Annotated in this window: 21 protein-coding genes; 15 read left to right on the top strand and 6 right to left on the bottom strand. The window is 64.0% G+C overall.

Annotated features, from left to right (window positions below; all coding sequences use genetic code 11):
• Positions 1–81: 81 nt before the first annotated feature.
• Positions 82–477: an acyl-CoA thioesterase gene (locus FJ940_RS15795; RefSeq protein ID WP_140560632.1), complete on the bottom strand. Its 396-nt coding sequence runs from the start codon at positions 475–477 to the stop codon at positions 82–84.
• A gap of 128 nt (positions 478–605) precedes the next feature.
• Positions 606–1,547 (bottom strand): phosphoribosylaminoimidazolesuccinocarboxamide synthase, encoded by a 942-nt coding sequence (locus FJ940_RS15790; protein WP_140560631.1) that lies wholly within the window; start codon positions 1,545–1,547, stop codon positions 606–608.
• A gap of 206 nt (positions 1,548–1,753) precedes the next feature.
• On the opposite strand from FJ940_RS15790, the gene FJ940_RS15785 reads away from it, so the two are divergent.
• From FJ940_RS15785 to FJ940_RS15775, 3 genes are read left to right on the top strand one after another with little or no spacing between them, the layout of a single operon-like run.
• Positions 1,754–3,370 (top strand): GMC family oxidoreductase N-terminal domain-containing protein, encoded by a 1,617-nt coding sequence (locus FJ940_RS15785; protein WP_140560630.1) that lies wholly within the window; start codon positions 1,754–1,756, stop codon positions 3,368–3,370.
• Positions 3,367–4,581: a mandelate racemase/muconate lactonizing enzyme family protein gene (locus FJ940_RS15780; protein ID WP_140560629.1), complete on the top strand. Its 1,215-nt coding sequence runs from the start codon at positions 3,367–3,369 to the stop codon at positions 4,579–4,581. The genes FJ940_RS15785 and FJ940_RS15780 overlap by 4 nt, the downstream gene beginning before the upstream one ends.
• On the top strand, positions 4,578–5,495 hold the full coding sequence (locus FJ940_RS15775) for an NAD(P)-dependent oxidoreductase (RefSeq protein ID WP_140582108.1): 918 nt from the start codon (positions 4,578–4,580) through the stop codon (positions 5,493–5,495). The genes FJ940_RS15780 and FJ940_RS15775 overlap by 4 nt, the downstream gene beginning before the upstream one ends.
• 90 nt (positions 5,496–5,585) lie before the next feature.
• Here FJ940_RS15775 and FJ940_RS15770 read toward each other — a convergent pair whose 3' ends face one another.
• Complete coding sequence (locus tag FJ940_RS15770) at positions 5,586–6,524, bottom strand: diacylglycerol kinase family protein (protein WP_140560627.1); 939 nt, start codon at positions 6,522–6,524, stop codon at positions 5,586–5,588.
• An 814-nt stretch (positions 6,525–7,338) separates the two neighbouring features.
• Between FJ940_RS15770 and FJ940_RS15765 the strand changes: the two genes are divergently transcribed.
• From FJ940_RS15765 to FJ940_RS15755, 3 genes are all read left to right on the top strand, one after another.
• Positions 7,339–8,451: a hypothetical protein gene (locus FJ940_RS15765; protein ID WP_246671079.1), complete on the top strand. Its 1,113-nt coding sequence runs from the start codon at positions 7,339–7,341 to the stop codon at positions 8,449–8,451.
• Between the two features lie 208 nt (positions 8,452–8,659).
• Positions 8,660–9,175 carry a hypothetical protein gene (locus tag FJ940_RS15760; RefSeq protein WP_140495985.1) on the top strand — a complete coding sequence of 172 codons (516 nt, stop codon included), beginning with the start codon at positions 8,660–8,662 and terminating at the stop codon, positions 9,173–9,175.
• Positions 9,176–9,326: 151 nt separating this feature from the next.
• On the top strand, positions 9,327–9,821 hold the full coding sequence (locus FJ940_RS15755; RefSeq protein WP_140495986.1) for a DUF2314 domain-containing protein: 495 nt from the start codon (positions 9,327–9,329) through the stop codon (positions 9,819–9,821).
• A 16-nt stretch (positions 9,822–9,837) separates the two neighbouring features.
• Here FJ940_RS15755 and FJ940_RS15750 read toward each other — a convergent pair whose 3' ends face one another.
• Together FJ940_RS15750 and FJ940_RS15745 are read right to left on the bottom strand one after the other, a co-directional pair.
• Positions 9,838–10,788, bottom strand: a complete 951-nt coding sequence (locus tag FJ940_RS15750) for a DUF3137 domain-containing protein (RefSeq protein WP_181168553.1) — start codon at positions 10,786–10,788, stop codon at positions 9,838–9,840.
• A 182-nt stretch (positions 10,789–10,970) separates the two neighbouring features.
• Positions 10,971–11,999: a CapA family protein gene (locus FJ940_RS15745; RefSeq protein WP_140657095.1), complete on the bottom strand. Its 1,029-nt coding sequence runs from the start codon at positions 11,997–11,999 to the stop codon at positions 10,971–10,973.
• A 143-nt stretch (positions 12,000–12,142) separates the two neighbouring features.
• Here FJ940_RS15745 and FJ940_RS15740 point away from each other — a divergent pair, with 143 nt between their 5' ends.
• From FJ940_RS15740 to FJ940_RS15700, 9 genes are all read left to right on the top strand, one after another.
• Complete coding sequence (locus FJ940_RS15740) at positions 12,143–13,399, top strand: hypothetical protein (protein ID WP_140657093.1); 1,257 nt, start codon at positions 12,143–12,145, stop codon at positions 13,397–13,399.
• Positions 13,400–14,017: 618 nt separating this feature from the next.
• Positions 14,018–15,676: a DUF2778 domain-containing protein gene (locus FJ940_RS15735; protein WP_140582118.1), complete on the top strand. Its 1,659-nt coding sequence runs from the start codon at positions 14,018–14,020 to the stop codon at positions 15,674–15,676.
• A 127-nt stretch (positions 15,677–15,803) separates the two neighbouring features.
• The gene (uvrB, locus tag FJ940_RS15730; protein ID WP_140657091.1) at positions 15,804–18,965 is read left to right on the top strand and encodes an excinuclease ABC subunit UvrB; all 3,162 of its coding nucleotides are present in this window, start codon (positions 15,804–15,806) and stop codon (positions 18,963–18,965) included.
• Positions 18,966–19,381: 416 nt separating this feature from the next.
• The gene (locus tag FJ940_RS15725; RefSeq protein ID WP_140657089.1) at positions 19,382–20,908 is read left to right on the top strand and encodes an ABC-F family ATP-binding cassette domain-containing protein; all 1,527 of its coding nucleotides are present in this window, start codon (positions 19,382–19,384) and stop codon (positions 20,906–20,908) included.
• Positions 20,909–20,972: 64 nt separating this feature from the next.
• Positions 20,973–21,251 (top strand): type II toxin-antitoxin system RelE/ParE family toxin, encoded by a 279-nt coding sequence (locus FJ940_RS15720; RefSeq protein ID WP_140567047.1) that lies wholly within the window; start codon positions 20,973–20,975, stop codon positions 21,249–21,251.
• A 27-nt stretch (positions 21,252–21,278) separates the two neighbouring features.
• Entirely contained in the window at positions 21,279–21,587 is a 309-nt protein-coding gene (locus FJ940_RS15715) for a HigA family addiction module antitoxin (RefSeq protein ID WP_140567050.1), read from the top strand.
• Positions 21,588–21,714: 127 nt separating this feature from the next.
• Complete coding sequence (locus FJ940_RS15710) at positions 21,715–21,897, top strand: hypothetical protein (protein WP_140495993.1); 183 nt, start codon at positions 21,715–21,717, stop codon at positions 21,895–21,897.
• 153 nt (positions 21,898–22,050) lie between these two features.
• Positions 22,051–22,476 (top strand): glyoxalase/bleomycin resistance/extradiol dioxygenase family protein, encoded by a 426-nt coding sequence (locus FJ940_RS15705; RefSeq protein WP_140495994.1) that lies wholly within the window; start codon positions 22,051–22,053, stop codon positions 22,474–22,476.
• Positions 22,477–22,589: 113 nt separating this feature from the next.
• Positions 22,590–22,943: a DUF1428 domain-containing protein gene (locus tag FJ940_RS15700; RefSeq protein ID WP_140495995.1), complete on the top strand. Its 354-nt coding sequence runs from the start codon at positions 22,590–22,592 to the stop codon at positions 22,941–22,943.
• A 51-nt stretch (positions 22,944–22,994) separates the two neighbouring features.
• On the opposite strand, the gene FJ940_RS15695 is transcribed toward FJ940_RS15700, so the two are convergent.
• Entirely contained in the window at positions 22,995–24,629 is a 1,635-nt protein-coding gene (locus FJ940_RS15695) for a tetratricopeptide repeat-containing sulfotransferase family protein (RefSeq protein WP_140495996.1), read from the bottom strand.
• Positions 24,630–24,682 lie beyond the last annotated feature (53 nt).

The raw sequence follows: 24,682 nt of genomic DNA, 5'->3' as shown, positions 1-24,682 counted from the left end.
TTCAGCAATCATTGACTGATTGTCTTCGTGCCTGCACCGCCGCCGCAGGGCTGAAAGACAGTTTCACAGCGGTCCCAGGCTTTAGTTTTCGGCTGGAACGGCCTTCGGCTTGCCCTCGCCGTCCAGCGCCACCATGACGAAATCGGCGTGCGTGACCTTTTCCATCAGGTCGGAGAGATAGCGCTGCGCCCAGGCCTCGACCTTGAGCGTGATCGAGGTGCGTCCGACGCGCTCGACATGGGTGTAGATGCACAGCGTGTCGCCGATCTTCATCGGCTTGGCGAAGGACATCTCCTTGACCGCCGCCGTCACCACGCGGCCCTTGGCGCGCTCGGCGGCGCGGATGCCGCAGGCCAGGTCCATCTGCGCCATCACCCAGCCGCCGAAAATGTCGCCGGCGGCATTGGCGTCCGAAGGCATGGCCAGCGTGCGCAGCGTCAGATCGCCGATCGGCCGCCCGTCCGCGTAATGCACCATGCGAGTTATCCCCAGAGATTGACTGCCCTGATCCCGTATCGTCAAGGCGCCAACGCGTCAACGCGAGACGATCGCGATCCACGGCTCGGACCTTCATTTCGAGTCCCCCCGCAAGGGCTCGCGGCCTTCTATAAATAGCGCTCGAGGTTCGCTCGAATGCGATCGAGAACAGTATGCCCGGAAACGTCGGGGACGAACGTCTTGCCGGTGATGGCCTCGTAAGCCTGCGCATAGACTTTGGAGGCCTGTTCGACGATCTCATCCGGGATTTCCGGAATAGGCTCCCTGTAGGGATCGCAGCGCGCCGTTACCCACGACCGGATGAAATCCTTGTCGAAACTCTCCGGCCGAGTGCCGTTCGCCAGGGCCTGTTCGTAACTCCCGGCGATCCAGTACCGGCTGCTGTCGGGCGTGTGGATTTCGTCGGCCAGGATGATCGTCCTGTTTTGGTCGATGCCGAATTCGTATTTCGTGTCGGCGAGGATCAGGCCGCGTTCGGCGGCACGCGCCTGGCCGCGGGCGAACAGGTTCAAGGCGTAATCCGAGACGGTGTCCCACTGCGCCTGGGTGAGCAGGCCCTGTTCGATGATCTCGGTCCTGGACAGCGGCTCGTCATGGCCGCCATGCGCGGCCTTGCTGGTCGGCGTGATGATCGGTTCGGCCAGCTTCTCATTGTCGCGCAGGCCGTCCGGCAGCCGCATGCCATACATGTCCCGTTCGCCGCGACGATAGCGGGTCAGGATCGAGGTGCTGGTGGTGCCCGCCAGATAGCCGCGCACGACGATCTCGACCGGCAGGATGTCGAGCCTGGTGCCGACGACGACATTCGGGTCGGGATATTCGAGAACATGGTTCGGGCAGATATCGGCGGTTTCCTCGAACCAGTACCGCGCCGTCTGCGTCAGGACCTCGCCCTTGAACGGGATCGAGGTCAGGATGGTGTCGAAGGCGCTGAGGCGGTCTGTGGCGATGATGATGCGCCTCCCGTCCGGGAGGTCGTAATTCTCGCGGACCTTGCCCTTGTAGTGACCCGGCAGTTCGGGAATGAAAGCATCCGACAGGACGCGCATGGGATCTCCTGCCTTGCGCAGATTGGCCGATGTCCTCGCATAAGCTGTCGACCCCATGCGTATCAAGCGGGATTGTTAAGGGTTCCCCGCAACTGGATCCGGCATCGCGGTCGCTTTTTTCACAACGCATGCCGGAAGGCCCAGCGACGCGGCAAGCCCGCCCCGTCTAGGCTGCGGCCAGATTTCCGGAGCCGGCCATACCCATCATGCAGACCTACGACTTCATCATCGTCGGCTCCGGCTCGGCCGGTTCGGTGCTCGCCGATAAATTGTCGGCCTCGGGCCGCTTTTCGGTGCTTGTGCTCGAAGCCGGCGGCAGCGACCGCCGCTTCTACGTGCAGATGCCGCTCGGCTACGGCAAGACCTTCTTCGATCCCACGGTCAACTGGAACTACAAGACCGAGCCGGATACCGGTCTTGGCGGCGATGTCGACCACTGGCCGCGCGGCAAGTTGCTTGGCGGGTCCAGCTCGATCAACGCCATGGTGTGGATCCGCGGCGCGCGCGAGGATTTCGACGACTGGCGCGACGCGGGCAATCCCGGCTGGGGCTATGACGACCTGCTGCCGGCCTTCAAGGCGCTGGAGGACAATGAAGCCGGGGCCGACAGATGGCGTGGCAGAGGTGGCCCGCTGCACATCAGCGATACGTCTGATGCCGTCCACCCGCTGACGAGGCGCTACCTCGCCGCCGGCCAGCAGGCCGGCCTGCCGTTCAATCCCGATTTCAACGGCGCTGCACAGGAAGGCGTCGGCGTCTACCAGATCTCGACCCGCAACGGCCGCCGCATGTCGGCCGCGCGCGCCTTCCTGCGCCCGGCGATGAAGCGCGCAAACGTCCGTGTCGAGACCAACGCGCTGGCAAGCCGCATCCTGTTCGAAGGCAAGCGTGCCGTCGGGGTCGAATATTTACAGAACGGCCAGACGAAAACGGCCCGCGCGGGCCGCGAAATCATCCTGTCCGCCGGCTCGATCAACTCGCCACAGCTTCTGCAACTCTCCGGCGTCGGTCCGGCGGCGCTGCTCCACGGGCTGGGCATCCCGGTCATTCACGCCAACGAGAATGTCGGCGCCAATCTGCAGGACCATGTCGGCATCAACTACACCTTCAAGGGCAGGTTGCCGACGCTGAACCAGATCCTGCGTCCCTGGTGGGGCAAGCTCATGGTCGGCATGCAGTACATCCTGACGCGTTCCGGCCCGCTGTCGCTGTCGATGAACCACGGCGGTGGCTTCTTCCGCACCGACCCGGCCTTTTCGCGCCCCAACATGCAGCTCTATTTCCAGGCGTTTTCGACCGTCATCCCGAAGAGTGGCGAGCGCCCGATCCTGACGCCGGACCCTTGGCCTGGCTTCTCCATCGGCTTGTCCAACTGCCGCCCGTCGAGCCGCGGCGAGATCATGATCCGCTCCAGCAATCCGTTGGACCATCCCAAGATCGCCGCCAACGCCTATTCGACCAATGCCGATGTCGAGGAGATGCTGGCGGCGGTGAAATTCGTGCGCAAGATCGCCTCGATGCCGGCTATGGCCGAGATCATCGCGGAGGAGGTTTTGCCAGGCCCATCAATCACTTCGGACGCCGACCTGATCACGGATTTCAGGAAACGCTCCGGCACCGTCTATCATCCGGTTTCGACCTGCCGCATGGGACCCGATCCCGCGCGCGCCGTGGTCGATCCGCGGCTCAAGGTACATGGGCTAGAAGGCTTGCGCGTGATCGACGCCTCGATCTTTCCCGACAACATAACCGGCAACACCAACGCCGCCTCGATCCTGACCGGATGGAAAGGCGCCGAACTGGTTCTGGAGGACCAAGAATGAAGATCACCGACGTCAAGACCTGGGTTGTCGGCAATCCGCCGCCCGGCATCGGCGGCAAGTATTTCATCTTCGTCAAGCTCGTCACCGATGGCGGCGTGGTCGGATATGGCGAAGCCTACAACGCCACCTTCTCCGCCCATGTCACGGCCAGAATGGTCGAGGACATGGCCGAGCGCTATCTCGTCGGCCGCGATCCGCACGACATCGAGAATTTCTTTCGCCGCGCCTATTCCTCCGGCTTCACGCAGCGGCCAGACGTGTCCGGCATGGGCTGCTTCTCGGCGCTGGAAATGGCCTGCTGGGACATTATTGGCAAGGAAGCGGACAAACCCGTCTACAAGCTGCTCGGGGGCCAGGTGCACGAGACGCTGCGCTCCTACACTTACCTCTATCCGCATACCGGCAGCGTCCATTCCGAGGACGCCCCGGACGGCAGGAATGTCTACAACGACCCCGAAATGGCGGCGGCCTGCGCGCTCGAATATGTCGAGCAGGGCTTCAATGCCGTCAAGCTCGACCCGGCCGGTCCCTACACCGCCTTTGACGGCCACCAGCCGCGCCTGCTCGACATCGACGTCTCGACCCGCATGATCAAGGCGATCCGCGAGGCGGTCGGCACGCGTGCCGACATATTGTTCGGCACGCACGGCCAGTTCACCGCCTCCGGCGCCCTGCGCCTTGCCCGTGCCATCGAGCCCTATGACCCCTTGTGGTTCGAGGAGCCGGTGCCGCCCGATATGCCCGAAGTCATGGCGCAGGTCGCCCGCGCGACTTCCATCCCGATCGCCACCGGCGAACGGCTGACGACCAAGTTCGAATTCGCCCGCGTCATCGAGAACCGCGCCGCGACCATATTGCAGCCGGACCTCGGCCGCTCCGGCGGCATTCTCGAAACCAAGAAGATCGCCGCCATGGCCGAGGCCTACCACATCCAGATCGCACCGCATTGTTATTGCGGACCGATCGTCGGCGCCGCCAACATCCAGCTGGCGGTGACGCTGCCCAACTTCCTGATCCTGGAATCGCTGAAGCAGTGGGACGGTTTCCACGCCACGTTGCTCAAGAAGAAGATCGAGTGGCAGGACGGCAATGTCATCCCGTCAAAGGAGCCCGGCCTCGGCGTCGAACTGAATGAAGACGTCTGCGACGCCTATCCCTACACCGGCAAGGACCTGCATTTGCAGATGATGCAAACGCCGTTGATTCCGTGAGCGAAGGCTACGCCTTCATCGGCCTTGGTCATCTCGGCGGCAAGCTAGCCGCCAGCCTGGTCCGAAATGGTTTTGCCGTCACCGTGTTCGACCGCGACCCGGCCGCTATCGAGCGCCTCGTGGCGCTCGGCGCTATCGCTGCCGGCAGCCCCGCCGAGGCGGCTGAGCGGGCGGGCAATGCCATAACTTGCCTGCCGTCACCGAGGGTCAGTGAGGCGGTACTCGCCGGTCCTGATGGACTGCTCAACGGCCTCCCCGCCGGCGGCACCTGGATTGAGATGTCGACCAATGGCCGCGACGAGATCGTGCGCCTCGCGGGCCTCGCCTCGGCCAGGGGAATCGAGACCTTGGAATGCCCGGTCACCGGTGGCGTGCATCTGGCGGCGGCTGGGAAAATCACCGCGCTGGTCGGTGGCGATGCCGATCTTTACGGGCGTCATCGCCCTGCCATCGATGCGATGTGCGCGAAGTCGTTCCTGATGGGCCCGATCGGCTCGGCGGCGGTGATCAAGGTCATCACCAACATGCTGGCCTTCATCCATCTCGTCGCCGCCGGTGAGGCGCTGATGCTGGCTAGGCAAGGCGGGCTCGACCTCGCCCAAGCCTATCACGCCATCGTTGCCTCCTCCGGCAACAGCTTCGTCCACGAAACCGAAAGCCAACTCATCCTGAACGGCTCCTACGACATCGGCTTCACCATGGACCTGGCGCTGAAGGACCTCGGCTTCGCGCTGGGCATGGGTCGGGATTTCGGTGTGCCGGTGGAACTGGCATCGCGCGTCAATGCGATTTTCGAGCAGGGCAAGGCGGCTTACGGCGGCGGCGCCTGGTCGACCCAGATCGTCAAATTGCTCGAGGACGCTGTCGGCGCCGACCTGCGCGCGCCCGGTTTTCCGTCCAAACTGGAAATCTGAATCCGGGAAACTTCAAGCGGTTTCAAAAGGTTGAGCGTTCATCTGGAATCAGGACCGGAGCGACCTGAATCAAAGCCGCAACGTCTTGATTCAATATCTGAGCGTCAGAGCGCCGGGCAGGATCTCGAAGGTCGCTGGTATGCGCCCGGGCGACTCGCCGTCGATGTCGACCAGCGCGCCGTTCCTTTCCACGTCGCCGAGCGGTTCGACAACCACTTTCTTGCCGCGCAGGATGGTGATGGCCGGATGGTTGCGATGCCTGCCGCCATAGAGCAGGCGGATATCCCAGATCAGCTTCAGCTTGCTGGCCGCGCGCAGGATGACGATGTCGAATTGGCCGTCGGTCAGTTCGGCGTCCGGCGCGATCATCATGCCGCCGCCGAAGAATTTGCCATTGGCCACCGCGACCAGTGCCATGCGCGCCTCGACCGGCGCGCCGTCATCGACTGAAATCGTTACATCCTGGAACCGGTAGCGGGCGAATTCGACCACGGTGCGACACAGGAACAACGTCTTGGCCGCAACCTTGCCCTTGCGCTTGTCGGCGTTGACGGCGCGATCGGTAGCGCCCGAGAGCCCCAGGCTCGCAATGTTGACGAAGTGCCGGCTGGCCAGCGCGCCATGGTCGTCGATATAGCAGATGCGCCCTGCATCGACCGCCCTGCCCTTGGCCCCGGCGATCCGCTTCAGCGTCGCGTCCACCTCCTTCGGCAGGCCGAGCCCGCGCGCGAAATCGATACCCGTGCCGCACGGCAGCAGACCGAGTTCGGACGCGCGGCCGTTTTCCTTGGACGCCTGCAACAGGCCGTCGGCCACCTCGCTGGCCGTGCCGTCGCCACCGGCCGCGATCACCAGGTCGAACCCGTTTGCCGCGAGGTCGAGCGCCAGCCTTTCGGCATCGCCTTCGGCCTGCGTTTCGCGCAGTTCGAAATCGCCGAAGTGATTGTTCAACGAGGCGGCGACCTCGGACCAGTGCCGTTTCAGCCAGCCGCCGCCGGCAATCGGATTGAGCACCACCCCGACCTTCAATGCGCATCCCTCCCCGCAAGGCGCCGGGCACGCACTGCCCGATCCTTTGCCGGCATTGAAGCCCGCGCCCGTTGGCGGAGCAATAGGCGCTCTCGGTTCGCGTGCCGAAAAAGCAGGGCAGGCTGTCTAAGGCCTTGGTGCCTGAAATTCCGAGGCTGCTGGCAATGGTCCCCGATAATCCCGCTATCCACAGGCCCGCGGGCATTCCCCAACATCCTTGGCCGGCGTAAGTTTAACCCATCTCAGGCGGCTACCGATCGCCCAGCCGAAAGGCGAAGCTGAAAGGCGGATTTCCTGAGGCCCGTACGGCCCGAAGCGAGAGCAGGCTCGCCTGCTTCGAGGGACGGAAGCCGAGACCTACGGGGCCGCGGAAAGCGTGCCAACGCCGACGGCGGACCGATGCTGCCATGAAGGACGGCAAAAACCTTCGATGGCCGCAGGGCAAAGCCCGCAAGGGTGGAGACCGGCGTGGTCTGGAACGGGCGCGGCCTTCGGGCGGCGACTGGCAGGACCGTCAAAATCAAGGCCGGCTTGGTGCGACGACTTTAGGGGAGTTGCTGCCGTGACCGTGTCCTGGTCTGACAGGGAGGCGCTGGGAGAAATCCCGGCGCCGACTGTCTTTTTCCCTCCCGCTCGAGCGCCTTCCCGGCGAAGTTGCGGGCTCCGCTTCACCGCGCGCCAAAATCGGTTAGTATCGCCCTGTCAGAGTCCGTTTGCGTTCGCAGGCGGGTTCGCTGAAGGGGGATACTTCATGACATTGATCCAGAAGCTTGCCGCCGCCCTGGCCTGACCGGCCATGGTCCTGTTTCGCTTCATGAAGTGTATCATCAGGACGATCCTCTGGCTGATCGTCATCATTGTCCTGATCCCGATCGCCGGGCTGGCCTACGGTTTCCTGACGACGCCGTCGCTGGACAAGACACCGTTGCCGGGTATCGCCGAAGGTGCACCGCCGCCGGCGCTCGCCGCCAGGGTGCGCGCCGAAATCCCCGGCTACCAGCGACCTGAGGAATCGACCTTCCTCACCTACCCGGAATGGGCCATCGTCTATGCTGCGCGCGAATATGCCGGCTTCGTCGCCAAGGACCAGCCGAGCGGCTTTCCCTATTTCGCCTATGTCGGCCGCTTCTGGCAGGACTACGCCATGGTGATCCGCGCCAGCTCCGCCTACAAGTTCAACTACGCCAACCACCAGATGCCGGTCGTCATCGGCACCAGCCACACGATCGAGCATGCCCTGCAATGGGCTTATGAAAACACGATCGGCCGCATCACCGAGGCGATTGCGGGCAGGCGCACGGCGACTGACATCTACCAGGGCAAGGTGGCGGCCGAATACGCCGCCTTCCTCGACCAGGGGCCGTGGTACCAGTTTCCCTATGCCGAGAAGCGCGCCGGGCTTTTCGCGGTCCAGCCGGCGCCGGGCGACAGCGCCGTGCGCTCCAGCGAACGAAAGCTTGCCTTCGGCCTCGCCGACACGATCAAGCAGTTCTATGCCAGCCTGATCAGGCAGGCACTCGCGGCAACGTCCGATCCGGCCTTGCTCGACATCCACGTCTGGGCCAAGGGACCGGTCGGCGAAGCGACGCGCAACGAAGCCGACACCTTGCTCGAACGCGACTACGGCCCCGACGGCACCGTTTTCGTCACCAAGCGCTACCAGATGTTCACCGACATGATTCCGCGCCTGATCGACAAGGGCGTCTCATTCGTCGAGATCGGCGGCAACGACGAGATCATGATCACCGTGCTTTCCACGGATTCGATCGCCGTCCCCGAAGGCATGCGCATCCTGTTCAGCTATCCGCTGCCGGCCGATCCATCGACACGCCGCACCGGCATGGTCGTAGCCGTACCCAGGCTGCATCTGGTATTGCCGGCGCTGATCAAGTCAGGCGCCAGGCTGGAGCACGTCTACGACTACTGAGGCCTTTCGGCCACGCTGCGCGGAGAACGGCCGTGTCGAGCGCCACGCCACGCTCATTTCACAATCGCGGCCAAATCCCGCCTTGTTCGCGCGCGATGGACTGTCGCATGTCGCCCAAAGCGTGCCCGCGGGCTCCGCTCAGGGACCGGTTTGGACAGCGACATGCACCTGAATGGGCTGCCGAGGGGCACATCGAGGGGACGAGACCGTGATCAAGACCGCCCTTGTCGCCATGACCATCGTCGGCTGCGACTGCGACGCCAAGCTTTGCGAATATATCGGCGAGACACCGGCCAAGTGGTCGACCATCGCCGAGTGCGAAGCGGCGATGAAGAGCCAGATGCTGCACGAGCGCAATTTCAACTATCCGCTCGTCTCTGGCATCTGCCGCGCGAAAGGTTCCGCGTCCTCCTCGCAACTGGCCGCGACCGCTTCGCGCCCGGAGCTGAGGCCCGCCAGCCGCGCCGTTGAACCGACGCTGCCGCCCGAGCTGAGCCACAGGCCGACGGTCCCGGTCGGCTCGCCGACGACGGCGATGGAAGCGGCCGCCGCGCGGCCGGTCGCCTATGAACAGGTGGTCGATGGCGGCACCGGCGTGCTCTATCGTACGAAAAACGGCTATGCCGTCGTCAAGACCGATCTTGGCCGCGCTGTATCGGCGACCGCCGACATGGCCAAGCGGTCAGCCAACTGGCTGGCTGGCCTGGTGCCGAGCAAGCTGTAGGGACGAAACTTTCTTCACCGGCGTCACCATCCCGGTCTGTCATCAACGGTCGCCGCCACCTTGGACCTGAAGAGACAAGACTCGCGCAAAGGTTGCAAACCGGATGGGGATGCAGCATTGTGTCGACCGCAACGATGAAGGGGGGCCTTCCATGAAACCAGCGGTTCGAACTGCGGCAGCCTTGATGCTGGCGCTTGCTCCGGGATCGGTCGGCGCGCAAGGCGTGGATCCGGGTGACGACAAGGGGATCATCTTCGCTCCGGGCGATCCCGACATGGCGGCGGCGACCGCGCAGGCGCTCGCCGGCCTCGATGAATTCCTGGCACTGTCCGAAATGCCTCCCTCCGGCACAGGTAGGTTCAAGTTGAAGGTCAAGGTGCGGGATGGGCATGTCACCGAGCACTTCTGGGTGATACCGTTCCGCCGTGCCGGGACAGGGTTTGTCGGCATATTGGCCAATGAGCCGGAGGCGGTGCACAACGTCGTGCTCGGCCAGAACATAGAATTCACCAGGGACGACATTTCCGACTGGGGATATACGCGGGACGGCCATCAGGTCGGCAGCTTCACGATCTGCGTGATGTTCAAGCGAATGTCGAAAGAAGAGGCGGACAATATGCGCGAAAAGTACGGCTTCGACTGCTGACGGGAACGCCGGCTGGTCAAGCCGCTTCGTCCCTCACCCCGATCTTGCGCACCAGCGCTGCCGTCGCCAGCATCGCGCCCATATCCGATATCATCGGCGCGACATGGGCTTGGTGGTCCAGTGGCACCGAAATGGCGGGCAGCTCGAAGAAATTCTTCGCCTGCGGCAGGAGCAGAAAACCGTCGCTGCCGTTGAGGGCCACGCGCGCCGGTTCCTCCGGCCAGGTTTCGCCCAGCCATTTCAGCGCCTGCGCGAGCCGGCCGCTCACCAATGGCTGAGCCGCCTCGGCATTGTCGGTGCGGAACTCATAGGCGGCATCCAGTTCCGGCACGCCGGACGACAGTTCCTGCATCTTGCTGGCGAACATGCCACGGAAGAAGCCGACGACGGCATTGGTCCGCCGCGTCGCCACCAGGATTCCCGGAAACGGTTCGATGGCTTCGAAGGCGACGATCACGCCTTTGAAGGCCGTCGATGAGCCCTTGCCTGTCCCTTCCCGCAGTTCCGCTTCGTAGAACTCGAACGGAAACTCTTCGTAGCGGCCGGAAACGACATCGTCGAACGACTGCCGGTTGAACGGCCCGACCGCCTCGCGCGGCAGCCGGTCGAAGGAATTTGGCCGCCCGCCATGCGCGTAGCGCACGTCGCGGATGAAGCCGAAGATGATGGGCAGCAGTGTTTGGCGAAATGATTGCTGCAGCCGCGTCGCCGGCTTCATCGCCTGGAAATAAAGCAGGATCGAAGCTGCGAAACCGACGACATAGAGGAACACATGCGGCGTCGAGAACCATTGCTCGTTGGGATCGGCGACCTTGTTGAACAGCCAGGCGATCAGCACCACCGTCGCCAGCACCAAACCGACGAACAGCGGCACCCGCCAGCGTACCTGCCGCACCACGGAGGCCCGCGCCGCTTCATAAGCCTCGATGTTTTTCCGGATGCCGGCAACCACGGCGTCGCCAGGCATGAAATCCGCTGTTTCCACCGCCACCCCCGCTTGCCTGGACCGGTTCATGATAGCCGGTTTTGTCTGAAGTATCGACTGTAGCGCCTCTTCAACAGATGCTTGCGCCGCCTCTCCATTCGCCAATCATCAGCGCTTGGAAAAGCGCCGACATGGCGATCTTGGCCAATGTCCACCACCTGTAGTTACGGAAAGACCGCGCTCAACCGCCTCTCCACCTTGTCACGCATGCGGCCCTCCAATCCTTCCACCGGCGCCAGCCGCTCATGATCCCCGGCGCGCAGCCGCACAAAGGGATGCATCCGGTAGGAAATGACTGACCCCCGCGTTCCCGCATCGGCGCTGACGTCGGCGACAAGAATCCCGCCAATGCGTCCCGGCCAAGGCTGGCGGATAAGGGCGGTTCCGAGGAAATCGCCAAGTCCATAGGCGACAATCGTATCGCCGATCCACTCCACCGGCTGCACGACATGGGCGTGGTGGCCGGCGATCAGCCCGACGCCCTGCCCTGCCAGGCGCCTCGCCAGTCTCCGCGTTTCGGCGCGCGGAAAGTGGCGGAACTCCCAATCCCAATGCGGCACGGCGCAGAGGAGATCGAACCCGTCACCTCGCAGGTAGGCAATATCGCCGGCCATCGAAACGCGGCCGGCGAACAGGTCCTCGCCCGCATTGCGCCACAGCGTGAAGGCGGCGAACCCGACAGTCAGCGGCCCGACTTCGACAGGCTGCACCGGGCTGTTGCCGGCGAGGCCAATAGTGCCGATACCGAGCCGCTTCAGCGCCGCCACGGTCTCATCGAAACCGGCGACGCCCTGGTCGAGCACATGGTTGTTGGCCAGCGACAGCACCAGTCTTTCACGCGAGATGCCGACTGCCGCCAACGCGTCGCCGAGAAAGCGCTCGCTCATCGCGTGATGGGTGCCGAGCCTGGTGCCGAGCACGGCGCTTGGCTTGTCCACGATCGGGCTTTCGCAATTGCCGATCACCAGGTCGGCCGCGCCAAGCAGCGTTTTGATCACCGGATCACAGTCGGGCGCGCTGCGGTTGGCCACCGCCGAAATGTCGCCGACGAAGGCGAGCCGCACCGTCCGTTTCGGCGCCCGATCCACCATCGTTCCGGCCACGGGCGCGAAGCCTTGCACACCACCGGACAGCGACGGTTTCAGGAATCGCGGCAGCCACGACAGTTTGTAGGAGAGCGGATAGTTCGACACGCGATGTCCAATCGTTTGCCCTGTGTAGACCGTCTGCCGGGCGCGTTGAAGCCAGCCAATGGCAATCATGCATCAGCGCCCGGCAGACGCGGCATTGCAAATGCGTGTATGATTGCCGGCACGACGCGCATGGGAGGGGGAAAATGACACCACTGGCAAGTCTGCTGGCATTGGCACTTGCTCTGGTTCTGCCGATGTCTTCGGCGCAGGCCGCCATGCCCGAAACCGCGGCCGCTCTGTTCGAGGCCAAAACCGTGGTCGCGCGCGACACGGCGCTCTCGACGCTGGAGGCAGCCGCATCCACCGACCCGGCATCCGCCTATGCCGCCGGCGCCGGCGAATTCTTCACCGCGCTGGAATTGCTGGCCAGCGGCCTGCACCGCCACGGCTTCGAGAGCCCGCGATCCTTCATGCTGCCGCTGATGCGGCTGCCTGTGCCGGAAAACCCGAACCCCGAACCGCTGACCTACGAACAGTTCCGCGCCATATTGGTCGCCTTCCGCAACCGGCTCGAGAAATCCGCAGCCACGCTGGGCTCGGTGCCTGCCGATGCCGATATCGGCATTGTCATCGACCTCACCCAGGTCGGTATCGACCTCGACGAGGACGGCACGATCGCGCCGGACGAAAGCATGGCCGCCATAATGGCCTCGCTGTCGCGCGGCGGCGTGGCTCCCGACGATGCCGCGCCTGCGCTCACCTTCCGCTTCGACCGCGCCGACGGTTATTGGCTGCAGGGCTATGCCGAGTTCCTGATGGCGCAGGCCGATTTCTGGCTGGCGCATGATTTCAGGAGCACGTTCGACGGTTCCTTCCACATGCTCTTCCCGCGCGCAAAACTGCCGTTGCAGGACATCCTCGTTCCGCCGGCTGGCGACATGGGCAGCAGCATCTTCTCCTCGGAAGGGCGCATCGCCGATTTCATCTCGCTGGTGCATCTCGTCAACTGGCCGGTGGTCGAGCCCGAGCGGCGGCAGGCGGCGCGCCGTCACCTGCTGGAGATGATCCGGCTGTCGCGCGAGGACTGGAAGGCGATCCGCGCCGAGACCGACAATGACCGCGAATGGCTGCCGGGACCGCAACAGAAGGGCGAAAACCCGCTCACCGGCCTCGAAGTCGGAGAGCAGCAGGTCGCGGCCTGGCTCGCCACCTTGACCATGGCCGAGGACCTGCTCCAAGGCCGCGTGCTGCTGCCGCATTTCCGCATCACCGGCAAGGGCATTAATATGAAGCGCTTCTTCGACGAGCCGAAACCGTTCGACCTGGTGCTGTCGATCACCGGCCCGGCCATCGCGCCGTATCTCGAAAGCGGCACAATCCTGACCAGCGACGATTTCGACCAGATCCAGAGCGAATTCGGCGGCGGTGGTTTCCTGACGTTTGCGCTGTGGTTCAATTAACGGCCTAACAGGGCTGCGTTCCTGGGCGGTCGGCGCCAGCCCCCCACCCGGACCTGCGCTCCGACCTCCCCACAAGGGGGAGGTAGAAGCTCCATTGCAAACCCTAGAAAATCGCGCCCTGGTACAGCACCGCTTCCGCCTCCTCCGGCGCGAACCGCCGCGCCAACACGGTGGCCGATCAATGGTCGCCGCGAAACCGCGGTACGGGCCGGTTATCTGCTGCGGGCGGATAGCAGTTTTGGGGCGACGCGCTGGGCCTTCTCGGGAGTACGGAATGACACGCGCCACCGTCGCGGCCCCGCTGAAGCGGCCATTCGCTTCAATTAGCAAGAGCTGTTTTGCTTGACTCGGCCGTTAAAAGCAGGCAGCAAAATACTCTTGGAAGGGCTGCAATACCGCGTTCATGGTCGTGGACGAGCCTTTTTTGGCACAAAGTCCACGTCTCTCGGTTGGTTTTGAGAGGGATTGGTTAACCAACTTTGTCCATATTTTGAAGCAATCGGCAACCAAAGACAGGCGCGGCAAACGCGTCGGGGACCACCTGGGATCACTCACAGAATGGTCGTCGCGGCTATCACAGCCGCGGACGTGGGAGCCGATTGGAGCAAGATTGGTTGAATGGCGTTCTTGAGTAAGAAAATTGTCGGGGACAGGCGTTGGGACGGCGAAGCTGCCGACAACGCGTCACGTGCCTCATCCTTCAACTCTAAGCGGATCGTCCGCTGGGTCGCCGTGCCCGGCGTCAGCGCTGCCGTTGGCCTGTGGCTGGTCGGGACAATGGCTGGTCTGAGCTCAGTCGGCGCTTCGCTGTCGTCGACGTCGAGTGTCCTGCCGCAGAGGCTGGCCATGCCGGGCTCGCTCGCTCTTGCCGATCCGCTGAAACAGCATTTCCTGATGCCCGCTGCGCCATTCGCACTGGCCAACGCCGATGGCGGCACGCAGGCGCTGCAGAACCACGCCGTGCAATGCGGCTCCGGATGCTTCAGGCTGGCCGCGCTCGCTCCTCGGGCGGAAAAGTCGGCGCGCCTCGTGGCCGCGTCCACGGCACACCCTGTCCCGGTCGCCAAGACGACCTCGCAGGAGCGCTTCGAGCGCATGGAAGCATCTCTCTCGCCAAGCAAGCTCGCCGCCGCCTTCGCCAACGCGGCCAAGCCCGTGGCCACGGCCGGCGCACCCGCCCGTCCTATCATCTCGACCTCCGCTCCACAGGTCGCCAAAGCATCGCTGGTGCCGGGCGCCAAGCTCATCGCCAGCCTGTCTGAAGACTTGCCGGCACCCGCGGCGGAGCGCTTCGCCCGGATCGACACCGGCTCGGTGGTTGTTCAGACAGCGCCGCAGCCGATGCATTTTGCCCAGCCGGATACCGGCACGCCGGACAATTCGCAACTGGCCCTCGCGCTCGCCCGCTCGCTGCCGGTCGAGGACGAGGCATTCGCCTCGCCATTGCCGATGACGGAGTCTTCGGCCGATGTCGCGGTTTCGCCTGTTGAAACCCAGCAGGAACAGCCGGGCGACGCCGCGGCCTTGCCCGACGCGCTCACCGATGACGTGCCGCTGCCGACCCGTCGGCCGCAATTCGACGCGCCGGAGCCGTTGAAGTCCGTGGAGCAGGAAAAGCCGACTCAACAGCCCAAGGTCGTGCAGCAGAAGCCGGCACCTCAGACAAAGCCGGTCCAGCAAGCCCAGCCGGCAAAGCCGATCCAGCAAGCCCAGCCGGCAAAGCCGGCCCGGCAGGGCCGGCCGGCGGATGGCGGCGACGCGTTGGCCTATGCAAAGCCAGACACGCCTTCGGGCGGCCTCGGTCAGGCGTTCAGGAACCTGTTCAACGCGCCGGGCGGCTCCAGGAGCGGAGCCGGCAGCGGTGTCGCCATCTATGACATCAGCGCCAAGACCGTCTACATGCCCGACGGTTCGAGGCTCGAAGCGCATTCGGGCATCGGCGCCATGGCGGACCAGCCGCGCTATGCCGATCAGAAGAACCGCGGACCGACACCGCCCAACACCTACAATCTGTCGTTGCGCGAGTCGCGCTTTCATGGTGTCGAGGCTTTGCGTCTGACACCCGTCGACGGCCGCAATAAATACAATCGTGACGGCCTGCTGGCCCACACCTACCTGCTTCGGGGCCGCTACGCACAGTCCAGTGGCTGCGTCGCCTTCAAGGACTATGCGCGCTTCCTCGCCGCCTTCAAGAAGGGCAAAATCAAGCGCCTCGTCGTGGTGCCGCGCCTGAACGGATCGCCGACACGCGTGGCGGACAACGCACGCGGCGCCTGACCGCAATAGGCAGACATCACCGGCACTTGCCTCCTCCTGACAGCCTTCTGTCAGGAGCTGCATGTGGCGGTGCGCCTCGGTTGATCGCGCTCTTTCCATTTTCGCCAAGACCTCCCATATTCCGGCCATGGCCAAATCCACCGAAAAGAGAACGCCGTCGACGGCGAATGACGACCGCGCCGCGCCTAAGCGGCGCAGCCCGCTGACCGATTTCCTCGACGCCTCGGAACCGCTGCACAAAGGCGGCTTCGCCGAGATGCCGCAGCCCGAACTGTCCGGCACACCGCTCACCGGTTCGGTCGCGGACTGGGCCGAGCAGATCGAGCAGGAAGCCGAACGCGAAGGGCGCCAGGCCGGCAAGGACGGCGGCAAGTCGCCGAAGCCGTCGAAGAAGATCCCCGAGCGCTCCGCGGCGCCCGGGCGCACGGCGCGTGGCACCTCGATGGGCGGCGCGGCGACAGCCCGCGAGCGCGCGGCGGCCGGCCTCAATCCCGTCGCCGGCCTCGACGTCTCGCTCGAGGAAGCCGAGACGATGACGTCGAGCGGCGTCACCGCGACGGTGGCGGCTCTCTCGGCATTGATCGAATCCGGCAATCCGCTGCACAAGGACGGCGTGCTGTGGACGCCGCACCGGCCGGCCCGGCCGGAAAAGTCCGAGGGCGGGATCACCATCAAGATGGTGTCGGATTTCGAGCCGGCCGGCGACCAGCCGACCGCCATCAAGGACTTGGTCGAGGGCGTCCAAAACAACGATCGCACGCAGGTGCTGCTCGGCGTCACCGGCTCGGGCAAGACCTTCACCATGGCCAAGGTGATCGAGGAGACGCAGCGTCCCGCCTTGATCCTGGCGCCGAACAAGACGCTGGCGGCGCAGCTTTATTCCGAGTTCAAGAAATTCTTCCCGGACAATGCGGTGGAGTATTTCGTCTCCTACTACGACTATTACCAGCCGGAAGCCTACGTTCCGCGCACCGACACCTTCATCGAGAAGGAATCCTCCATCAACGAGCAGATCGACCGCATGCGCCACTCGGCGACGCGCTCGCTGCTCGAACGCGACGACGTCATCATCGTCGCTTCGGTCTCCTGCATCTACGGTATCGGCTCGGTCGAGACCTATACGGCTATGACCTTCCAGATGCAGATCGGCGACCGGCTCGACCAGCGCGCTCTGCTCGCCGACCTCGTCGCCCAGCAATACAAGCGCCAGGACATCAATTTCGTGCGCGGCTCGTTCCGCGTGCGCGGCGACACGATCGAGATCTTCCCGGCCCACCTTGAGGATCGCGCCTGGCGCATCTCCATGTTCGGCGACGAGATCGAGGCGATCACCGAATTCGACCCGCTGACCGGCCAGAAGACGGGCGAGCTGAAAAGCGTCAAGATCTACGCCAATTCGCACTATGTGACGCCGCGCCCGACGCTGAACCAGGCCATCAAGTCGATCAAGGAAGAGCTCAAGCACCGTCTGGTCGAGCTCGAGCGCGCCGGCCGCCTGCTGGAGGCGCAGCGGCTGGAGCAGCGCACCCGCTTCGACCTGGAAATGCTGGAAGCCACCGGCTCCTGCGCCGGCATCGAGAACTATTCGCGCTATCTCACCGGACGTCAGCCGGGCGATCCGCCGCCGACACTGTTCGAATATATCCCCGACAACGCACTGGTCTTCATCGACGAAAGCCACGTCACCGTGCCGCAGATCGGCGGCATGTATCGCGGCGACTTCAGGCGCAAGGCGACGCTTGCCGAATACGGCTTCCGCCTGCCTTCCTGCATGGACAACCGGCCCCTGCGCTTCGAGGAATGGGACGCCATGCGCCCGCTCTCGGTCGCTGTCTCGGCAACCCCCGGCGGCTGGGAGATGGAGCAGTCCGGCGGCGTGTTCGCCGAGCAGGTCATCCGACCGACCGGCCTCATCGACCCGCCGGTCGAGGTGCGCCCGGCCAAGACCCAGGTCGACGACGTCGTCGGCGAGATCCGCGAGACGACCAAGGCCGGCTACCGCACGCTGGTCACCGTGCTGACCAAGCGCATGGCCGAGGACCTGACCGAATATCTGCACGAGCAAGGCGTGCGGGTGCGTTATATGCACTCCGATATCGACACGCTGGAGCGTATCGAAATCCTGCGCGATTTGCGCCTCGGCGCCTTCGACGTGCTGGTTGGCATCAACCTTTTGCGCGAAGGCCTCGACATTCCCGAATGCGGCTTCGTCGCCATTCTCGACGCTGACAAGGAAGGCTTTTTGCGCTCGGAGACGTCGCTGATCCAGACCATCGGCCGCGCCGCTCGCAATGTCGACGGCAAGGTCATCCTCTATGCCGACCAGGTCACCGGATCGATGGAACGCGCCATGGCCGAGACCAATCGCCGTCGCGAAAAGCAGATGGAGTGGAACGCCGCCAACGGCATCACGCCGGAATCGGTCAAGTCGCGCATCTCGGACATTCTGGATTCGGTCTACGAGAAGGACCATGTCCGCGCCGACATCTCGCAGTTCACCGACAGCGCCGGCGCCATGATGGGCAACAACCTCAAGGCCCATCTGGACGCGCTTGAGAAGCAGATGCGCGACGCCGCCGCCAACCTCGATTTCGAGAAGGCGGCCCGCATTCGCGACGAGATCAAGCGGCTGCGTGAGATGGAGATGTCGATCTCCGACGATCCGCTGGCCAAATACGCCGATATGGAAAGTCCGGTCTCGGGCCGCGAAAAAGGCAAGCACAACAAGGGCGTGGCCAGGCATCGTACATCGGAGGAACAGGAGCGTTTCCGCAAGCTCGACGAAGCACGCGCCGCCGAAGAGGCAGCCAAGGCTGCCCGGCCCAACCTCTTCCGCAAGCCCGATCTCGACGAGATGGGTGCCGATGGCGCGGTGCCGGTGAAGAAGCCGCTGTTCGCCAAACCGTCGATCGACGATATGGGTCCCGGCACCGACATGCCGACGCCGGCCGGTGCGGTGTCGCGCTCGCTGTTCAAGAAACAATCGGCGTCCGAAGCACACGGCTCGGATTTCGGCATTCCCGGCGAGCCGACCAAACCGCTGTTCAAGAAAAACTCTCTCGACGAGATGACCGTGCGCCGCACCGAGAAACCGGTCGAGGGAAAAGTGCCGGCGAAGCCTCAGCCGATCTCCCCCGTTGTTGGGGCCGGCAGGACAGACGGGGGCGCGAAGGAACGCGAGGACAAACCCGTCGTGCGCCAACGCGCCGGCATTGGTTCTTATGAAGACCCCGGCGACGCCCGCCGCGAAAAGCGCCGGCCCGCGAAGACAGGACGGCCCGGAAAGTAGTTCGTTCGAAATGCCGGCGGGACGGCGCCCCCTCTGTCCTGCCCGTCCTCCGCAGCAGCTGCGCTGCAGCTGCGGAGGGTGGACCGGACATCTCCCCCACGAGTGGGGAGATTGGCAGCTTCAGCGCCCCGCTCGACACTACCCTCCTCTTGCCCAGCGCATGACCTTTGGTGTACTCAGTCCCCACACTCAAACGTCTTGAAAGGAGGGCTGCGTGTTTATCGATCACCATCGTCAGCGTGGCCCGATTTCCGCCCTGCGAGCTTGCTTGCAGGGCTGACCAGGGACGGTCCGGGTTTTTCCCGCTTCGATTTTTTGGTCTGCCCTTCGTGGTGCGCATTGCCGAGCCTGATGGCCGCTTGCGCACTGACAAAGTGCATTGAGCCGGACTTTCCGGATAGACCAGAGAAATCGACATGGCCCTGATCAGCCTCAAATCCCTCGGCGTCACGATGAGTGCGCCGCTCTTTTCCAATCTCGACCTCACCATCGGCAGCGGCGACCGGCTCGGCATCGTTGCCGCCAACGGTCGCGGCAAGTCGACCTTGCTCAAATGCCTGGCCGGCGAGATGGAGCCGACCTCCGGCGACATTAGCCGCACGCGCGGCTTGCGCGTCGGCCATGTCGAGCAGTCCGTTTCCCCTGCCCTGCTTGGCCGCAGCTTTCATCAGGTGGTGGCTGACGCTTTGCCGCCCGAGCAAGCCGAAAGCGAACTATGGCGTGTCAATGTGGTGCTGGATTCGCTCGACGTTCCTGAGGCGATGCGCGAGCGAGAGATGCAGGCGCTGAGCGGCGGCTGGCAGAGGCTGGCACTGATCGCGCGTGTCTGGGTCACCGATCCCGACATGCTGCTGCTCGACGAACCGACTAACCATCTCGACCTTGCCCGCATCAGCCAGCTCGAAACTTGGCTGAACGCGCTACCGCGAGAGGTGCCGGTGGTGATCGCCAGCCACGACCGCGCCTTTCTCGACACCGCCACCAACCGCACGTTGTTCCTGCGCCCGGACCAGTCGCCGGTGTTTTCCCTTCCCTACTCCCGCGCCCGGCAGGCCCTCGATGAGGTCGATGCCTCGACCGAGCGAAAATTCCAGCGCGACATGAAGGTGGCGCAGCAATTGCGACGCCAGGCCGCCAAGCTCAACAATATCGGCATCAATTCGGGCAGCGACCTTCTCACGGTCAAGACCAAGCAGCTCAAGCAGCGCGCGGAGCGACTTGAGGACGCGGCGGCCCCGGCGCATCACGAGAAATCGGCGGGGGCGATCCGGCTGGCCAATCGCGGCACGCACGCCAAGGTGCTGATCACGCTCGACGACGCGGCGGTGGAAACGCCCGACGGCACGCTCTTGTTCAGGACCGGCAAGCGCCACATCTGCCAGGGCGACCGCATCGTGCTGCTTGGCCGCAACGGCGTTGGCAAGTCGCGCTTCGTCACGCTGATCCGCAACGCCATTATCGAACCCGACACGGTTCAGAACGTGAAGGTGACGCCGTCGACGGTGCTCGGCTACAGCGACCAGGCCCTGTCCGGCATCGGCGGCGACGATACGCCACTGGCGATGGTGTCGCGCCGTTACGATGTCGGCGAACAGCGCGCCCGCTCTCTGCTTGCCGGCGCCGGCGTCGGCATCGAGATGCAGGAGCGCAGGATCAGTGTGCTGTCCGGCGGCCAGAAGGCGCGGCTGATGATGCTTGCGCTGAGGCTCGCCAATCCGAATTTTTATCTGCTCGACGAGCCGACCAACCATCTCGACATCGACGGCCAGGAAGCGCTGGAGGAGGAATTGCTCAAGCACCAGGCAAGCTGCGTGCTCGCCTCGCACGATCGCTCCTTCATCCGTGCCATCGGCAACCGCTTCTGGCTGATCGAGAGGCGGCGGCTGACCGAAGTCGACGATCCCGAGGAGTTCTTCCGCTCAGTGGCTGAAGGGGCGGGATAGATCGGATTGTAAATTATCCGCTTACAGGTCCTTGAATCTTGTAAGCGATCTGTTTACATACCTCATGATCAAGTCTTTCAGGAACAAGGCCCTGTCAGAGCTCTTTCAAACCGGGAAAACCGGCAAGATCGACGCCAAGATGCACAAGCGCGTTCTTGTCCGGCTTGACCGCCTGGAAGCTTCAGAAAAGCCGGAGGAGATGAACCTTCCTGGCTTTGCCTTCCATGCGCTGAGAGGCTTCGATCCCATCCGTTACACGGTCCACGTCAACGTCCCGTGGTGCATCACGTTTGAATTCGACGGCAAAGACGCCGCCCGCGTCGATTTCGAGCAATACCACTGAGGCGGCCAGATTGGAGAAGTTCGACCTATGAGCGTGCACGAGCCGACGCGTCCTATCGAGCGCTGTCCCTCCCACCCGGGAGCGCTGCTTGAGGACATTATCCCGGCAACTGGAAAGACCAAGGTGGAAATTGCAAACCTGCTCGGCATCTCCCGGCAGCAGCTCTATGACATCATCCGCGAAAAGAAGCCGGTTTCACCGGCTGTAGCCGCCCGCCTTGGGAAGCTGTTCGGCGACGGGGCCGCGATCTGGCTTCGCATGCAGGCAGCTTTCGATGCCTGGCATGCCGAACGTGAGGTGGATGTTTCGGCTATTCCGACGCTCAAGGTCGCGTAGGCGGTGGCGCTCGAATGAGAAATTAAACGCTGCGAGAAAAATCGACGACCTGTCGGATCGCCTGAACCTGCCTCGTCCTTGGGATGCCGACACGATGATGCCGGCGCCAACCCAGGGAGAATGCATCATGTCCGTCCTTTCCTCCATCGGCCGCATCGCAACCCGATATGCGGCGGCGCGTGCCCGCCATCGCAGCGAGCGCATCCTGCTTTCGCTGCCCGTCGAACTGCGCAAGGACATCGGCTTTCCGGAACTCTTCGACGCGCAGAACAGCCGCCGCTCAGCCGCCGTCCCGGCCAGGGTCATATGAACGGCCGAGCCATGCGTCTATTGCTGGAGTTCGCCGGTCGCCCGGCCAGTCCGGGCCCGGCCCACGAGAAAAATTTCAAGCCCATGTAGGACCGCCGTCACCTCACGCGTCCTATGTCCGCAAGGCCAAATCAAACGTGAAGAGGAACACGCAATGACCGACCAGACCCCTGTTCAGCCCAAGGCGAAAGTGCTCGGCGGATTGACCCCCTATCTGCAGGTGGACGGCGCCTTCAAGGCTGCCGAATTCTACCAGAAGGCGTTCGGCGCCGAACAGGTCTTTGCCTACCCCGCGGACGAAAAAGGCCGCACGATGCATGTCCACCTCCACATCAACGGCTCGACGCTGATGTTGGGCGACGCCTATCCCGAGCACGGCCACCCGCACCAGGCGCCGCAGGGCTATACGCTCCAGCTTCATCTCGGCAGCGACGAGATCGACGGCTGGTGGCAGCGCGCGGTCGACGCCGGCTGCGAGATCGTGACGCCGCTGCAGGTGATGTTCTGGGGCGACCGCTGGGGCCAGGTGAAGGACCCTTTCGGAGTCGCATGGGCGATGAACGCTCCAGTGGAGCAATAACCGTCGCAATTCGATAGCGGGCGTCAGCACTCTCGGCGAGAAGTGCGCGCCCACCTGCCCCGGGTCGCATCCCTGCCGGCCCGGCGCCGGATGCAGCAAACAAGGAGATTGCCATGTCCTATGTCGACGGTTTCGTGCTTGCCGTGCCAAAGGCAAAACTCGACGATTACAAGAAGCTGGCCAACACCGCCGGCGCCGTCTGGAAGGAACACGGCGCGCTCGCCTATGTCGAGTGCGTCGGCGACGATGTGCCTTATGGCGAGGTCACGTCGTTTCCACGCGCCGTGCAGGCCAAGGACGACGAAGTCGTCATCTTTTCCTGGATCGTCTACAAATCCAGGCAGGACCGCGACGCGGTCATGGCCAAGGTGATGGCCGATCCACGATTGCAGCCGGATATGTCGACAATGCCGTTCGACGGCAAGCGCATGATCTTCGGCGGATTCCAGACGTTCATGGAATTGTAGGCAACGCACTTGGGCGGAGCGGGAGCGCTCCGCCGGAAATGCCGAGCCGCATTAAGCCAGTCTGTCCAGCAGGGGCTTCAGCCTGTCGCCGTAGCGCTTCCACAGGTCGACCGAGCCTTGATACATCGGCTGGCGCACCTGCGCGGCGGAAGCCGTGCGCACCGGCCGGTCGGTCTGGTGGAACGACAGCACGGCATCGTCCCATGGCAGCCCGAGATAGTCGATCAGCGCCCGGCTCTGGCCTTCCTGGTCGGCGACGAAATCCTCGTAGCGCACATCGTGCACGACGCCAGGCAGCACCTTGTGCCAATGCGCCATGATGTCCGTGTAGAGATTGTGGAAATCGGCGAGTTCGCCCAGATCATAGCCGTAGCGGTGGCTGTCGCCGCGGAAATGCACCTTGTAGATCGAAAGGCAGGTTGCCGCCGCATCGCGGGCGCAATGGATGATCCTGGCCTTTGGCATCATCATGTGGATGAAGCCGACAAGCAGGAAGTTGCCCGGCATCTTGTCGGTGACGTGGCGCATGTGCGGATAGCGGGCATGCAGCATGTCGAGATAGGCGCGTCCCGCCTCGGCAAAATCCGTATCGGGCGCATCCGAAACGCCCCAGGGGAAGCCGCCGGGCATGGTCGCCGGGAACTGCCTGCCGACCGCCGTCTTCAGGATGCCGAGTTCGCCGGCGCCGTAGACCTGCGGATGGCTGGCGATGATCTGCTCGACCAGGGTCGTGCCCGAACGAGGCATGCCGACGACGAAGATCGGCGTATCGTCGGAGATCGCGCTGGGCCTGTGCTTCTGGAAGAAATCCCTGTCGAACACCGTTTTCATAGCCTCGAATTCGGCGCGTGTCCTTTCCGCGTCGTAGTCGATGCCCTTGCGGCGGATGGCATTGCCTTCGGCGAAATAGTCGAAGGCTCTGTTATAATCCTTCAGATCGTCATTGACCTTGCCGAGGCCGAAGGCAAGCTGCATGCGCGCCAGGCTGTCCGGCAGCGCCTTGGCGTGCTGGGCCTCCATCCCGGTCAATTCGGCATCGCGCTCCTTCTGACGCTTGACCTGCGTCAGCATCAGCCAGGCGCGCGCCATGCCGGGATCGGCCGCCAGCGCCTGCCGGAACAGGTCGGCCGCCTCGTCGAGCTCGCCTTTTTCCATCAACCCGACGCCCAGCCCGTGCAGCAGTTCGGCGTCCTTCGGACGGATCGACAGCGCCCCGCGAAAGACGGCCAGCGCCTCGTCCAGGCGCCCCGCTTCCTGCAAGGTTTCGGCAAGCCCGATGCGGGCGCGGAAATGGAAGGGATTGCGCGCGACCGTGCCGCGATAGATCTCCTCGGCGCCCTCGAACTGCCCAAGCTGTTTCAGTGACGAGCCGAGATTGTCGCGCGCCGCGAGCTGGTCCGGCCGCAGCGCCACCGCGCCGCGGAAGAAGTCGGCGGCCGCCGCGACACGGCCGAGATCGCGCATCACCGTGCCGAGGTTGTTGAGGAAATCCGGATTCTTCGGCTGCAAGCGCACCGATTGCTCGAGGAGACCGAGCCCCTCGGCGCTGCGCCCGGTCTGGTGCAGCAAAAGACCGAGAAAATGCGCAGCCGCCGCATGGTTGACCTTGTGCGTCAGCACTTGCCGATAGAGCGCCTCGGCCTCTTGCCGCCGCCCCGCCTGATGCAGTTGCAGCGCCCTCTGCACATGCTGGTCGAGACTCGACGGCGGCTGTCCGCCCGAGCCGGAGTTGGCGCCAG

Source organism: Mesorhizobium sp. B2-3-7, from assembly GCF_006442695.1.
Classification (GTDB): domain Bacteria; phylum Pseudomonadota; class Alphaproteobacteria; order Rhizobiales; family Rhizobiaceae; genus Mesorhizobium.
The sequence above is the reverse complement of the archived record's forward strand: the minus strand, read 5'-3'. Positions and strand labels throughout refer to the sequence as shown.